14 protein-coding genes are annotated in these 13,106 nt (G+C 73.3%); 6 read left to right on the plus strand and 8 right to left on the minus strand.

Annotation, left to right across the window (positions count from 1 at the left end):
* Positions 1 to 13: 13 nt before the first annotated feature.
* Genes ACIA8R_RS20790 through ACIA8R_RS20820 form a run of 7 tightly spaced genes read right to left on the minus strand, consistent with a single transcriptional unit; the run spans position 14 to position 6,151 of the window.
* On the minus strand, positions 14 to 1,216 hold the full coding sequence (locus ACIA8R_RS20790; protein ID WP_397039813.1) for a carboxylesterase family protein: 1,203 nt from the start codon (positions 1,214 to 1,216) through the stop codon (positions 14 to 16).
* Entirely contained in the window at positions 1,213 to 2,190 is a 978-nt protein-coding gene (locus ACIA8R_RS20795; protein WP_357705570.1) for an amidohydrolase family protein, read from the minus strand. Before ACIA8R_RS20795 ends, ACIA8R_RS20790 begins: the two co-directional genes overlap by 4 nt.
* 2 nt (positions 2,191 to 2,192) lie before the next feature.
* The gene (locus ACIA8R_RS20800; RefSeq protein WP_357705552.1) at positions 2,193 to 2,735 is read right to left on the minus strand and encodes a 3-hydroxyanthranilate 3,4-dioxygenase; all 543 of its coding nucleotides are present in this window, start codon (positions 2,733 to 2,735) and stop codon (positions 2,193 to 2,195) included.
* Positions 2,732 to 3,160, minus strand: coding sequence for a RidA family protein (locus ACIA8R_RS20805; RefSeq protein ID WP_364098270.1), 429 nt, complete (start codon positions 3,158 to 3,160; stop codon positions 2,732 to 2,734). The genes ACIA8R_RS20800 and ACIA8R_RS20805 overlap by 4 nt, the downstream gene beginning before the upstream one ends.
* A complete protein-coding gene (locus tag ACIA8R_RS20810; protein ID WP_364098273.1) occupies positions 3,157 to 3,903 on the minus strand; it encodes a fumarylacetoacetate hydrolase family protein in 747 nt (248 codons plus the stop codon). Before ACIA8R_RS20810 ends, ACIA8R_RS20805 begins: the two co-directional genes overlap by 4 nt.
* Positions 3,900 to 4,709, minus strand: a complete 810-nt coding sequence (locus ACIA8R_RS20815) for a fumarylacetoacetate hydrolase family protein (protein ID WP_364098276.1) — start codon at positions 4,707 to 4,709, stop codon at positions 3,900 to 3,902. The genes ACIA8R_RS20810 and ACIA8R_RS20815 overlap by 4 nt, the downstream gene beginning before the upstream one ends.
* A gap of 8 nt (positions 4,710 to 4,717) precedes the next feature.
* Entirely contained in the window at positions 4,718 to 6,151 is a 1,434-nt protein-coding gene (locus tag ACIA8R_RS20820; RefSeq protein WP_357705556.1) for a 2-hydroxymuconic semialdehyde dehydrogenase, read from the minus strand.
* Between the two features lie 173 nt (positions 6,152 to 6,324).
* Here ACIA8R_RS20820 and ACIA8R_RS20825 point away from each other — a divergent pair, with 173 nt between their 5' ends.
* The 3 genes from ACIA8R_RS20825 to ACIA8R_RS20835 are packed head-to-tail and all read left to right on the plus strand — an operon-like array spanning position 6,325 to position 9,294.
* The gene (locus ACIA8R_RS20825; RefSeq protein ID WP_357705557.1) at positions 6,325 to 7,635 is read left to right on the plus strand and encodes an MFS transporter; all 1,311 of its coding nucleotides are present in this window, start codon (positions 6,325 to 6,327) and stop codon (positions 7,633 to 7,635) included.
* A 31-nt stretch (positions 7,636 to 7,666) separates the two neighbouring features.
* Positions 7,667 to 8,635 (plus strand): LysR substrate-binding domain-containing protein, encoded by a 969-nt coding sequence (locus ACIA8R_RS20830; RefSeq protein WP_364098283.1) that lies wholly within the window; start codon positions 7,667 to 7,669, stop codon positions 8,633 to 8,635.
* Between the two features lie 5 nt (positions 8,636 to 8,640).
* On the plus strand, positions 8,641 to 9,294 hold the full coding sequence (locus tag ACIA8R_RS20835; RefSeq protein WP_364098286.1) for a GntR family transcriptional regulator: 654 nt from the start codon (positions 8,641 to 8,643) through the stop codon (positions 9,292 to 9,294).
* A gap of 13 nt (positions 9,295 to 9,307) precedes the next feature.
* Here ACIA8R_RS20835 and ACIA8R_RS20840 read toward each other — a convergent pair whose 3' ends face one another.
* A complete protein-coding gene (locus ACIA8R_RS20840) occupies positions 9,308 to 10,501 on the minus strand; it encodes an amidohydrolase (protein WP_397039817.1) in 1,194 nt (397 codons plus the stop codon).
* A 140-nt stretch (positions 10,502 to 10,641) separates the two neighbouring features.
* On the opposite strand from ACIA8R_RS20840, the gene ACIA8R_RS20845 reads away from it, so the two are divergent.
* From ACIA8R_RS20845 to ACIA8R_RS20855, 3 genes are all read left to right on the plus strand, one after another.
* Positions 10,642 to 11,619, plus strand: coding sequence for a helix-turn-helix domain-containing protein (locus tag ACIA8R_RS20845; RefSeq protein ID WP_364098292.1), 978 nt, complete (start codon positions 10,642 to 10,644; stop codon positions 11,617 to 11,619).
* Between the two features lie 329 nt (positions 11,620 to 11,948).
* Positions 11,949 to 12,323 carry an STAS domain-containing protein gene (locus ACIA8R_RS20850; RefSeq protein ID WP_357705562.1) on the plus strand — a complete coding sequence of 125 codons (375 nt, stop codon included), beginning with the start codon at positions 11,949 to 11,951 and terminating at the stop codon, positions 12,321 to 12,323.
* 184 nt (positions 12,324 to 12,507) lie between these two features.
* Positions 12,508 to 13,106: HAMP domain-containing protein (locus tag ACIA8R_RS20855; RefSeq protein ID WP_397039819.1), on the plus strand; the 599-nt coding region annotated here is incomplete at its 3' end.

Genomic DNA, 13,106 nt, shown 5'->3' on the forward strand with positions numbered 1-13,106 from the left:
TCCCGCCGGCGGGTCAGCCGGGGGGTGGGGCCCCGTGGCAGAAGTGGGCGAAGTCGGTGGTCATCGAGTGCGCCAGCGCGTCCACGTGCGGGCCCGTGCCGGTCAGCGGGGTCCCGTGGGTGCCGAGGTAGAGGGGGACGTCCACCAGGTGGCAGGCGCCCAGCTCGATCCCGCCGTGGCTCATGGGCGAGCGGTGCCCGCAGATCCGGTGCCCGGCGGGGCCGTGGTGAGCCGCGGCGATCTCCTGGGCGGGGCCGGTGAAGACGGCATCGGTGTCCAGGCCGTCCTGGCCGATCGCGCTGAACAGGCGGGTCTCCTCGGCCGTCGTCGTCACCAGCAGCGGGACCGGTGCGGCGGCGCCCGTGCGGATGGCCTCCATCGGGTGGACGGCCAGCAGGTCGCCGTCCACGACGGGTGCGACGGGCAGCAGGCCGTCCGGGGCCGGGCCGCAGGCGCGTACGGCGGCCTCCTCGGCGGCCAGCAGGTCCGCGAGCGGCACGGCGTACGGGTCCGCGTACGGGTCCGCGCCGAGCGCCGAGCGGGCCGCCGCGGTCCAGTCGGCGGCCTGGGCGGGCGTGCGGAACCCGTACGGGACGGGGCTCATCGCCGCGGCCCTGGCGAACAGGCCGGGCGCGCACGTCAGCAGGGCCAGCACGCAGGTGCCGCCCGCCGAGTGCCCGGCCAGGGTGACGTCGGCCGGGTCGCCGCCGAGGGCCGCGATGTTGCCGCGCACCCATTCCAGGGCGGCGATCTGGTCACGCAGGCCCAGGTTGGCCGGGACGCCGTCGCCGTGCCAGAAGCCCGGCAGGCCGAGCCGGTAGTTGACGGTCACCACGACCAGGCCGTGGTCGCGGGCGAGCGCGGTGCCGTCGTACATCGCCTGGGCGCCGGAGCCGAAGACGAACGCGCCGCCGTGCAGGAACACCAGCACCGGACGGCGTCCCTCGGTGGAGGGCGTCCAGACGTTGAGGAACAGGCAGTCCTCGTCCGACGCGGCCGGGTCGATCTCCAGGCCCGGCACCCACGCCATGCGGCCGGGCCGCTGCGGCGCGGGCGGGCCGGGCGTGCGGGCGTCCGCGACGCCCCGCCAGGGGCGCGCGGGCTCCGGCGCGGCGAGGCGGCGGGCGGGCGCGGCGTACCGCACCCCCTTGAACGTGCTCACGCCGCCCGCCCGGACGCCGCGCAGCGCCCCGAGAGGCGTGTCGGCGACCGTCATCCCGCGAGCCCGAGGAAGGCGGCGGCGTTGCCGCCCAGGACGGCGGCGCGGCCCTCGTCGTCCAGCTCGGCGCAGGCCCGTACGACCGCGCCCGGCTCCTGCTCCCCCAGCGGGAACGGGAAGTCGGTGCCGAGCATGACGCGGTCGGCCCCCATCACCTCGACCAGCAGCCGCAGGGCGCGCGGGTCGAACACGGCCGAGTCCACGTGGAAACGGTCGGTGTAGGCCGACGGCGGCCGCGGCGAGTGCTCGCGGACGATGTCGCGGTGGTGCCAGGCGTTGTCGGCCCGTCCCAGCAGGTAGGCGAAGCTGCCGCCGCCGTGGCAGAAGCACAGCCGCAGCGAGGTCGGCAGCCGCTCGAACGCCCCGGACAACATCAGCGACAGGATGCCGAGGTGGGTCTCGGCCGCCATGCCGACCAGCCACGGCATCATGTGGCCGCGCATGCGGTCGGCGCCGAGCATGTCCCAGGGGTGGACGAGCACCGGCATGTCCTGCTCGGCGCAGTGGGCGAGGAAGGCGACGATGTCGGGGTCGTCCAGGTTGCGCGGGCCGACGTGGTTGCCGATGTGCACGCCGCGGTGGCCGGCCGCCTTAGCCTCGGTGACGGTCCTGGCGGCCAGGGCGACGTCCTGAAGCGGCACCTGGCACAGCGGCAGCAGCCGGTCGGGGGCCTGCGCGCAGTGGTCGAGCACGCGGTCGTTGACCATGGCGCACCACTCGGCGGCGCGGGCCGGGTCGGCCGCGTAGCCGAACAGCAGCGGGGTCGAGGAGATCGCCTGGACGTCCACGCCGGTGCGGTCCATCGCGGCCACGCGGGCCTCGGGGTCCCACAGCTCGGGCGTGACCGGGCGGTAGTCGTCCTCGCCGCTCATCATCATGCCGTCGCGCAGCCACGGCTCGCCGGCGCCCGCGAGCATCCTCGCCTCCTCGCGGCTGATCCGCGGGAAGACGTGCGCGTGCACGTCGATCATGGTCACCGGACCACCGGCCGCAGATGCTCGGGCCAGTCCTTGCCGGGGTGCTCGGCGCCGCAGTGGGGGCAGGTGCGGTCGCCCTCGTGGAAGGCGCGGAAGACCGGCGGCAGGTCGTCGACGATCGACTGGAGCTGCACCTCGGCGCGGTGGACCAGGCGGTGGCAGTTGACGCAGTACCACTCGAAGGCGTCGAGCGCGCCCTGCGGACGGGCGAACTCGACGACCAGGCCGATCGAGCCGGGCACCGGCCGCTGCGGCGAGTGCCGTACGTGCGGCGGCAGCAGGAAGACGTCGCCCTCCCCGATCTGCACGTCGACCGGCGGCTTGCCCTCCTCCTCCATGACCCGCAGCACCATACCGCCCCTGAGCTGGTAGAAGAACTCCTCGATCGGGTCGTCGTGGAAGTCGGTGCGCTGGTTGGGGCCGCCCACGATCGTCACCATGAGGTCGGCGTCCTTCCAGATCTGCGCGTTGCCGACCGGCGGCCTGAGCAGGTCCTGGTGCTCGTCGATCCACTTGTTCAGGTTGAAGGGGGGGATCATGCCGGACTCCTTTGCGGGATGAGGGCGGTGCAGGAGATCTCGATCAGCAGGTGCGGGTGCGGGAGCTGGTGGACGGCGACCGTGGTGCGGGCCGGGCCGCTCTCGTCGAAGTACTCGCCGTAGACCTCGTTGTAACCGCCGAAGTCGTTCATGCTGACCAGGTACGCGGTCACGTTCACCACGTCCTCCAGGCCGCCTCCGGCGGCGGCCAGCAGGTCGGCGATGTTCTCGATCACCGCCCTGGTCTGCTCGCGGATGTCGAGGCTGGTGGTGCCCAGCTCGTCCGCGCTCGCCCCGGCGAAGGAGCCGTCGGGGCGGCGGGAGCTGGTGCCGGACACGAACACCAGGTCGCCGGCCCGCTTGACGTGCGGGAACCTGCCGCGGGGCCGGGCCTTGCCCTCGACCAGCAGCGCGTCGTCGCTCATCGGGTGGTCACCTCCACGTGTCCGAGGCCGGCGGCGCCGACGCGCACGTGCGCCCCGGCGGGCAGCGGCACGGCCGCCGTGGCCGCCCCGGCCAGGACGATCCAGCCGGCCTCCATCTCGATCCCGGCGGCCCTGGTCAGCCGGGCGGCGGCGGTCAGGGCGCGCAGCGGGTGGCCGAGGATGGCCGCCGACGAGCCGCCGGCGACCTGGCGGCCGTCGATCTCCATGATCAGGCCGACGTTGCCGAGGTCGCCGGCGTCCTGCGGGTGGCGCCAGGGGCCGACGCCGAAGCCGCTGGCCGAGGCGTTGTCGGCGATGACGTCGGGCAGGGTGAAGCTGAAGCCCTCGTAACGGGAGTCGAGCACCTCGTACCCGACCGCGACGCCGCCGACGGCCGAGGCCGCGTCGGCGGGGCCGCGCACCGGGCGGTCCAGCAGGAACGCGATCTCCGGCTCGATGCGCGGGTGGATCAGGCCGGAGGTGTCGAGCCGGGACTCGACGAGCATGGCGTCGGTGAGCAGGCCCCAGATGACGTCGTCCACGCCCATCTGGACCATCTTGGCGCGGCTGGTGAAGCCCATCTTGACGCCGATGATCCGCTCGCCGCGGGCCAGCCGCCGCTCGATCAGGGCGCGCTGCACCTCGTACGCGGCGGGCACGTCGAGGTCGGCCGCGTCGGTCAGGCGGGGGATGGGGCGGCCGGTCAGGGTGGCGTCGTCCAGGCGTTGCGCGAGCGCGTTCACCGGTCCTCCTTCTCGTCGTCGGCGGCGGACCCGTCGGCGAAGGCGGCGCGGACGTCGCCGAGCCCGTCGATGCGGGCCTCCAGCACGTCGCCCGGCCGCACCGGGACGACGGGGCCGAGCGCCCCGGTCAGCACGGTGTCGCCCGCCCGGAGCGGACGGCCGAGCGCGGCCAGCGTGTCGGCCAGCCAGACGGCGGCGTGCAGCGGGTGGCCCAGGCAGGCCGCGCCGACGCCGGTCGAGACCTGCTCGCCGCGCCGCTCGATGACCATCCCGGCCAGCCGCAGGTCCACATCGCCCAGCGGGACCGGGCGGTTGCCGAGCACGTACAGGCCGGCCGAGGCGTTGTCGGCGACGGTGTCGGCCAGGGTGATGTCCCAGTCGCGGATGCGGCTGCCGACGACCTCGATGGCGGGCAGCGCGAACGCCGTCGCGGCGATCACGTCGGCGACCGTGTGGCGCTCGTGCGGCAGGTCGCGGTCGAGCACGAGCGCGACCTCCGCCTCGGCGCGCGGCTGGAGCACCGCGCCGGCCGGGATCTCCTCGCCGTCGGGCACCGCCATGTCGGCGAACAGCACGCCGAAGTCGGGCGAGCCGACGCCGAGCTGCCGCTGCACGGCCTTGCTGGTCAGGCCCACCTTGCGGCCGGTGATCCGCCTGCCCTCGCCGACCCAGCGCTCGGTGAGCAGGCTCTGCACCGCGTAGGCCGCCTCCAGGCCGTCGACCAGGTCGCGGACCGGCTCGCACGGGCTGCCGGACGCGTACGCCTCCAGCAGCCGCGCGGCGGCGGCGCGATGGTTGTCTGTCACTTTCGTCCTCATATCTTGACGCACACGTTGACGGGCTCGGAGAAGAAGTCGAGCGAGTACTCGCCGCCCTCGCGCCCGATGCCGGAGGCCTTCACGCCGCCGAACGGCGTGCGCAGGTCGCGCAGGTTCCAGCAGTTGACCCAGACGATGCCGGCCTGGATCCGGGGCGCCACGCGGTGGGCGCGCGACAGGTCCGTGGTCCACACGGTGGCGGCCAGTCCGTACGGGCTGTCGTTGGCCAGCCGGACGGCCTCGTCCTCGTCGTCGAACGGCGCCACGTGGCAGATCGGGCCGAAGACCTCCTCGCGGACGGTCCTGGCGTGCGGCGGCAGGCCGGTGATCACGGTGGGCTCGACGTGGAAGCCGCCGTCGCGGGCGTCGCCGAACTCCGGCACCCCTCCGCCGGCGAGCACCGTCGCGCCCTCCTCGACGGCGAGCCGGTAGTAGGACAGGACCTTGTCGCGGTGCTCCGCCGAGATCATCGGCCCGTAGCCGCGCAGTTCCCTCGCCCGTTCGGCCAGCGCCCGCGTGAACGCCTCGAAGATCGGGCGCTGGACGTAGACGCGTTCGGTGCACAGGCAGATCTGGCCGGAGTGGGTGAAGCTGGAGCGGATCGTGCCCTCGACGGCCTCCTCCAGGTCGGCGTCGGCGAAGACCAGGGCCGGGTTCTTGCCGCCCAGCTCGAAGGAGACCGGGGTGACGTGCGCGGCGGCGTTGCGCATGATGGCGCTGCCGGTGGCCGAGGCGCCGGTGAAGGCGATGGCGTCCACGCCGGGGTGGGCGGTCAGGTGCTCGCCGGCCGCCCCCGCGCCGTGGCCGTGCACCAGGTTGAACGCGCCCGGCGGCAGGCCCGCCGCGTCGATCACCTCGGCCAGCAGCGTGGCGGTCGAGGGGGTCTCCTCCGACGGCTTGGCGACGACGGCGTTGCCCGCGGCCAGGGCGGGCGCGACCTTCCAGGTGAGCAGCAGCAGCGGCAGGTTCCACGGTGAGATGACGGCGACCACGCCGAGCGGGCGGCGCACGGTGTAGTTGAGCGCCTGCCCGCTGCCGCTCCAGGCCGGGACGCCGGTGGAGTACGCCCGCTCGGGACGGCCGTAGGCGAGGTCGGCGTAGGCGCGGAAGTTGCCGGCGGCGCGCGGGATGTCGACCGTCGCGGCCAGCTCGCGCGGCTTGCCGGTGTCGGCGACCTCGGCCTCGACGAACTCCTCGAACCTGGCCTCGATGCCGTCGGCGATCCGGCGCAGGTACGCGCACCGCTCCTCGGTTCCGGCGGTTCCCCAGGGGCCGTCGAGCGCGGCGCGGGCGGCCCTGACGGCCTCGTCCACGGTCTCGCGGGACGCCTCGGGGACGGTCCCGACGGTGCGTCCGTCGACGGGCGAGATGAGGGGGAAGTCCGTCCCCGCCGTCGTGAAGACGCCGTTGACGTAGTGCGCGGGCTTCATGGCCGACATTCTCCAGATTGCCCGCCATAACAGTCCAATACCGAAATATCGCCTGGCCATCCTTATTTCGTTATATGTCAGTTCTGCTATGCCTCCCGACCGAATCGGTATTCGTTCTGGCATACCACCAGCGTGCATCCTCTTCCGTACCCATATCCGGAAGGCACAGAGTGATGGACACAGATCGCCGTCTGGCCGCCCGCCGCGTCACGCGGGCCGCCTTCATCGGCACCGCCATCGAGTGGTACGACTTCTTCCTCTACGGCACCGCCGCGGCCCTCGTCTTCAACAAGCAGTTCTTCCCCGCCATGGACCCGGTCGCCGGATCCATCGCCTCCTTCGGCACCATGACCGTGGGATTCCTGGCCCGCCCGCTCGGCGGCATCGTCTTCGGCCACTTCGGCGACCGGATCGGGCGGCGCAACACGCTCGTCGTCTCGCTGCTCATCATGGGCATCGGCACGACGCTGATCGGCGTGCTGCCGACGTACGACAGCATGGGCGTCTGGGCGGCGGTGCTGCTCGTGGTGATGCGCGTCGCCCAGGGCATCGGCCTGGGCGGCGAGCTCGGCGGCGCGGTGGTGCTCACGATGGAGCACGCGCCCAAGGGCCGGCGCGGCCTGTACGGGGCGTTCCCGATGATGGGCACCCCGGCGGGCATGCTCTGCGCGAACGCCGTCTTCCTCGGCACGTCCTCGCTGCTGGGCGAGGAGAGCTTCATGGCCTGGGGCTGGCGGGTGCCGTTCCTGCTCAGCATCGTGCTGGTGGCGGTCGGCCTGTACCTGCGGCTGCGCATCGAGGAGAGCCCCGACTACGCCGACCTGGTCGAGCGGCGCAAGCCGGTCAAGCTGCCGATCGCGGTGGTGCTGCGCGACCACTGGCGCGAGGTGGTGCACACCATCGGCGTGATCATCGGCAACAGCGCGCTGGCCTACATCTTCATGGTCTACATCCTCGGCTACGGCGAGGCCGCGGCCGGTCTGTCGCGGACGTTCCTGCTGAGCTGCGTGATCGGCGGCGCCGCCGTGTGGCTGGTCACCGCGCCGCTGTGGGCGCACCTCGGCGACCGGCACGGGCTGCGTTCGGTCTTCGCCTGGGGCTCGGTGGTGCTGCTGGCCGGCGCCCTGGCGATCCTGCCGGTCGTCAACACCGGCAACAAGCCGCTGATCGTGGTGTTCATGCTGGTGATGGGCGCGGTGCTGGCCATGACGCACGCGCCGCAGGGCACGCTGACCGCCAGCTTCTTCCCGGTCGCGATCCGCTACTCCGGCACGTCGGTGGCCTACCAGCTCGCCTCGCTGCTGGGCGGCGGCATCACGCCGCTGGTGGCGGCCTCGCTGTTCGCCTCGACCGGGACCTCGCTGTCGATCACCGCCTACCTGACCGTGGTGACGGTCATCAGCCTGGTCGCCGCGCTGCTGATCCCCCGCAACGACGCCGAACGCCTGGGCGACCAGCCGGCCCTCGCCGACATAGCGAAATAGAGCAGGTTCACCCTGCTCATATGATGATTTCGTGATATCTCGTCCGCTGGACCTGCTGAACGGCCGGCTCAAGCTGAGGCACCTCGTGCTCGTGACCACCATCGCCGAGCAGGGCGGCGTCCTGCGCGCCGCCGAGCACCTCCACCTGGCCCAGCCCGCCGTGACCCGGGGGCTGCGGGAGGTGGAGCAGATCCTCGGGGTGGAGCTGTTCACCCGCGGATCGCGCGGCGTCACGCCCACCCTCTTCGGCGAGGCGTTCATCGACCACGCCCGCGCCGTGCAGGCCGAGCTGCGCCGCGCGGGCGAGCGCATCGCCGGTCTGGCCGACGGGACGGCCGGCACGGTCACCGTCGGCACCCTGCTGGCCGCCACGAACGTGCTGCTCCCCCGCTCGATCGCCGCCCTGAAGGCCGAACGGCCGGGCATCACCGTGATCGTCAAGGAGGGCACGTTCGACTCGCTGGTCCCCCAGCTCACCGGCGGCGACCTTGACCTGATCCTCGGCCGGCTCAACCCGATCGAGGACCGCCCCGACCTGCGCCAGCTCCCGCTCTACAACGAGCCCGTGCTGCTGGTCGCCCGCGCCGGGCATCCGGCCGCGCACGCCCGCGCGCTGGCCGACCTGCTGGCCTACCCGTGGATCCTGCCGCTGGAGCAGACCTCGCTGCGGCGGGAACTGGAGCAGGTGTTCCACCGCAACGGGCTGCCGCTGCCGCCCGACCGCACCGAGTGCACCTCCATCCTGACGATCCGCTCCCTGCTGCTCGGCACGGACATGATCGCCGCGCTGCCTGCGCTCTTCGTCAGGACCGACCCCCAGCTCCTCGAACTCCAGGTGCCGCTGCCGTCGGTGCGCCGCTCGGTCGGCGCCACCCTGCCCGGCGCGCGCGCCCTCACGCCCGCGGGCAAGGTCATGCTCTCCCACCTCCAGCAGCAGGCCCGCGACCTCGACACCGGCGAGACGGGCGACCCGTCCGACGCGGCGCCGGTGGGAGACTGAGGGGCATGATGGCAGGAGCCGGGTTCGAGCCCGAGTCCGTACGCGTCATCCGGCGGCTGCGCGACGACATCCTCGACGGCGTCCGCCCGCCGGGCAGCAAGCTCGTCGAACGCGATCTGGCCACCGAGCTCGGCGTGAGCCGGGTGCCGGTGCGCGACGCCCTGGCCACCCTGGCCGCCGAGGGGCTGGTGACGTTGCGTCCCCGCACCTGGGCCGTGGTGCGCGAGTTCAGCACCCGCGACGTCGCCGACCTGGTGGAGGTGCGCTCGGCGTTCGAGGCCGTCACCTTCCGGCTCGCCGCCCTGCGGCACGACGCCGAGGGCCTGCGGCGGCTGCGCGCCGACCTCGACGCGGAGCTGCGGGCGGCGGACGCCGGCGACGCGATCCGCGCCCGGCGCGCCGCCGCCGACTTCCACGAGACGGCCGCCGCCATCGCGGGCAACGATCTGCTGGTCGAGCTCGGCCAGGTCCTGCGCAGCCGGATGCGCTGGCTGCTCGGCCGGCACGACGACCTCCAGCTCGTCGCCGACGAGCACCGTGAGCTCTACGAGGCGATCGCCGACCGCGACGTGGCCCGCGTCGGCGAGCTGGTCGCCCGGCACGAGGAGACCAGCGGCCGCCTCACCAGGGAGCACGCGGACCGGCGGGCCCGTCCCTGACCCTGCGTGGGCGTCAGGCGTCCAGGAGCGGTTCGCCGTCTCGGGCGACCACCCGGCCGCCGGCGACCACGAGCGCCCGCGCCGGCACCCGTACGAGCGCGTCCGGCACGTTCTCGGCGTCGATGAGCACGACGTCGGCCCGCGCCCCCGCGACGAGGTCGTGCCGGTCGCGGTGCACGAACGGCGCCGCCTTGGTCGTGGCCAGCTCGACGGCGGCGGTGAGCTCGTCGTCGGCGCGCAGCCCGTGCAGGCGGGCGAAGCCGAGGGCGATGCGCAGCATGTCGCCGTCGCCGAACGGCGACCACAGGTCCCTGATCCCGTCGGTGCCGAGGCCGAGGCCGATCCCGCGCTCGGCCAGGCCCCGCCACGGAAGGGGCGCGGTGCGCACCGGCGCGACCGTCGCCCAGGAGATGCCCGCCGCGCCGAGGTCGTCGAGCAGGGCGCGCTGGCGTTCGGGGGCCAGCTCGCCGAGGGCGAAGCCGTGGGAGACGGTGACCTTGCCCTGGAGGCCCGTCCTGAGCGTGCGGTCGATGATGAGCTCGTACTGGAACGCGCCGAGCTCGCCGCCGTCGTGCAGGTGGATGTCCAGGCCGACGCCGCGCCGCTCGGCGATCGCGAAGAGGCCGTCGAGCTGGGCGACCGGGTCGCGGTCGATGCTCGCGGGGTCGATGCCGCCGATGCTGGTGGCGCCCGCCCGGGCGGCCTGGTCGAGCAGGTCGAGCACGCCCGGCCGGCGGACGACGCCGTCCTGCGGGAAGGCCACGATCTCGACGTCGATCGCCCCGCCGAGGCGCTGCGCGGCCTCGCGGACGGCCTCGATGCCGCGCAGGCCGACGCCGAGGTCGACGTCGACGTGGGTGCGGGTGGCCGTGGTGCCGTGCCGCAGGAACTCCCGGAGCACCGCCACGGTCCCTTCGACGCCCGGGATGCCGTACCGGTCCCGTTCCGCGCGCTCGTGCTCGATCCGGCCCTGCGTGGTGGCCACGCCGCCGTACGACACCCAGGGCCGGCCCCACCAGCTCTTGTCGACGTGGGCGTGGGCGTTGACGAATCCGGGCAGGGCGAGCAGGCGCCGGCCGTCGACGACCTCGCCTGTGGGCGGGGCCGTCCCGGCCGGGAGCACGCCGGCGATCCGGGTACCGTCGATGGTCAGGTCCACGGGCGGGCCGCCCCAGGGGCGCACGTTGGCGATTGTCCAGGAAGTCACCCGAAAAATGGTATACCAAACCCGGATCGCCCCAGGCAGAGGCCCCTGTCGCCGCCGCGCCGGCCGTTGTCGTACCCGAGTGAGAAAATCGGCACAGGCCGCGGCACGCGCGGTCGCCCCGACAGGAAAGAGGTGGTCCGATGGGCCCAGAGGTCTTCGACAGCCGTGACATCGGCCAGACCGAGGAGTTCCTCAGCAAGGCATATGCCAAGATGCGCATCGGCTCCGACGTGAAGAACCCCCGCACCCGGATCTCGCGCCAGGTCATGGGCTCGGTCAGCATCGACCAGCTCCACCTCCAATACGCGATGAGCTACGACGTCAACCCCCTCGGCAAGGTGTGCCTGTGCTCGGTCGAGTCCGGGACCATCGCCCAGCAGGTCGCCGGCGGCCAGGAGGACGTCTTCGGCCCGGGCGACACCGTGCTGTTCGCCCCGCACGACCTGCCCTACACCGGCGAGATCCGCCGCTCGCGCTACGACATCATCATGTTCGACCCCGCGCTGCTGCAGCAGGTGGCCGGCACGCTGCCCGGCCGCCGGGCCGAGCCGGTGCGGCTGGTGGGGCACCGTCCGGTCTCCCCCGCCGCCGCCCGCCATCTGCGCCGCACGCTCGCCTACCTGCGCGACGACGTGCTGGCCGATCCCGAGCTGACCGCCGAGCCGCTCGTCGTCTCCACCGCCGGTCAGCTGCTGGCCGCCAGCGTGCTCACCGCGCTGCCGACCAACGCCGACGCCTCGGCCGCCCCCGGCGCCCGTCCCGAGGCGCTGCGCCGCGCCACGGCCTTCATCGACGACCACGCCGACCTGCCCATCGGCATCGACGAGATCGCCACCGCCGCCCGCGTCACCCCCCGCGCCCTCCAGTACGCCTTCCGCCGGCACCTGGGCACCACCCCCCTGGGCTACCTGCGCCAGGCCCGGCTGGCCCGCGCGCACGCCGAGCTGAAGGCCGGCGGTCCCGCCACCACGGTGACCGCCGTCGCCGCCCGCTGGGGCTTCTTCCACCCCGGGCGGTTCGCCCAGCTCTACCGGGCCGCCTTCGGCTGCGCGCCCGGCGAGACCCTGCACGCCGCGACCGGCTCTCCCCCGCCCGTTTCGTTCCGTGGACAGGAGTGAGCCGGATTCTTCGTCCCGTGTGCTGACCGGCCACCGCCGAAGGGTCAAGGGTTGGAGGCGAGCACGGATCACAGCGGCGCGGGAGGAGATGATCGCGATTGAGTCCCGGCCACAGCGGCAGCACCACGCGACCGTGGCGAGGCCATAGCCGCAGGCCAGGCGCTCAAGAGCGGGCACAGTTCCGGTGGCCGGCCGACCGCGCCGGTCACGTGACTGAGCCGATCCCATCTCCGGGCCGTGATGCCTGACCTTCTCCGTCCGCCTTCGCACCCGTCCGCCTGCCTTTCCGGCCGGACGGGCTTTCGTGCTGCCCGGCGGCCGGAGGCCCCGTGACCCCGCTGACCCTGACCGGCCGCGACCTGCCCGGTGGCGTGCTGGTGACCGTGACGGGCGAGCTCGACTCCTCCAACTCACCGCGGCTGGAGTCCTTCACCGAGCGGCGCCGGCGGCCCGGGGCGGGAGTGGTGCTCGACCTGGGCGGCCTGACCTTCATGGACAGCCGTGGCCTGCACATACTGTTACGCCTCAACGCCGCCGTGCTCGAACAGGGCGGCGTGCTCCGCCTCGCCGCCGTGCAGGAGCTGCCCGAGCGCGTGCTGAAGGTCACCGGTGTGTGGTCCTCGCTGACCGTGCACGAAGACGTCGGCGACGCCGTGGCGGCGATGGGCGCGCCGCGCCCCGACGACCTCCGTGAGTCGTCGTGACCGTCCCGCGTCCGCGCCGCTTGTCGGCGGACAGGGATGAAGATCACGGGCGCCGGTTCTAGAATCCGGATGGACAACAACCACGATTGTCCCGTCAATGACCTCGCTCATGGTCTCCTGATGGGGGCCGTTCGCGAGGTCGTCGCAGGACAGTCCTGACAACGTCGTAGGACACGAGGGTGACATGAGCGAAGCGATGACCGGTGGCTCCCGTAGCGCGTCCGGGGGTGCCGAGGTCGACGAGCTTCGGCTGCGTCAGCTGCTCGGCGGGCTGACGGCGGTCCGGGACGGCGACTTCCGCACCCGTCTGCCCGAGGACGCCGACGGGCTGCTCGGTGAGATCGCCTCGGTGTTCAACGGCATGGTCGACCAGCTGTCGTTGTTCACCTCCGAGGTGACCCGGGTGGCCCGTGAGGTGGGCACCGACGGGCGGCTGGGCGGCCAGGCCGACGTGCCGTCGGTGTCGGGCACCTGGAAGGACCTGACCGAGTCGGTCAACGCGATGGCCGGGAACCTGACCGATCAGGTGCGCAGCATCGCGCAGGTGACCACGGCGGTGGCCCGGGGCGACCTGTCGCAGAAGATCACCGTGCACGCGCGCGGGGAGATCCTGGAGCTGAAGAACACCGTCAACACGATGGTCGACCAGCTGTCCTCCTTCGCCGACGAGGTCACCCGGGTGGCGCGTGAGGTGGGCACCGAGGGGCAGCTGGGCGGTCAGGCCGAGGTGGAGGGCGTGGCCGGCACCTGGCGTGACCTGACCGACTCGGTGAACTTCATGGC

Source organism: Nonomuraea sp. NPDC051191 (assembly GCF_044455665.1).
Taxonomy (GTDB): domain Bacteria; phylum Actinomycetota; class Actinomycetes; order Streptosporangiales; family Streptosporangiaceae; genus Nonomuraea.

Excerpts from the sequence above, each read along its gene's own strand:
- ACIA8R_RS20790 (WP_397039813.1), bottom strand. The coding sequence starts at position 1,216 with ATGACGGTCGCCGACACGCCTCTCGGGGCGCTGCGCGGCGTCCGGGCG.
- ACIA8R_RS20795 (WP_357705570.1), bottom strand. The coding sequence starts at position 2,190 with ATGATCGACGTGCACGCGCACGTCTTCCCGCGGATCAGCCGCGAGGAG.
- ACIA8R_RS20800 (WP_357705552.1), bottom strand. The coding sequence starts at position 2,735 with ATGATCCCCCCCTTCAACCTGAACAAGTGGATCGACGAGCACCAGGAC.
- ACIA8R_RS20805 (WP_364098270.1), bottom strand. The coding sequence starts at position 3,160 with ATGAGCGACGACGCGCTGCTGGTCGAGGGCAAGGCCCGGCCCCGCGGC.
- ACIA8R_RS20820 (WP_357705556.1), bottom strand. The coding sequence starts at position 6,151 with ATGAAGCCCGCGCACTACGTCAACGGCGTCTTCACGACGGCGGGGACG.
- ACIA8R_RS20825 (WP_357705557.1), top strand. The coding sequence starts at position 6,325 with ATGGACACAGATCGCCGTCTGGCCGCCCGCCGCGTCACGCGGGCCGCC.
- ACIA8R_RS20835 (WP_364098286.1), top strand. The coding sequence starts at position 8,641 with ATGATGGCAGGAGCCGGGTTCGAGCCCGAGTCCGTACGCGTCATCCGG.
- ACIA8R_RS20845 (WP_364098292.1), top strand. The coding sequence starts at position 10,642 with ATGGGCCCAGAGGTCTTCGACAGCCGTGACATCGGCCAGACCGAGGAG.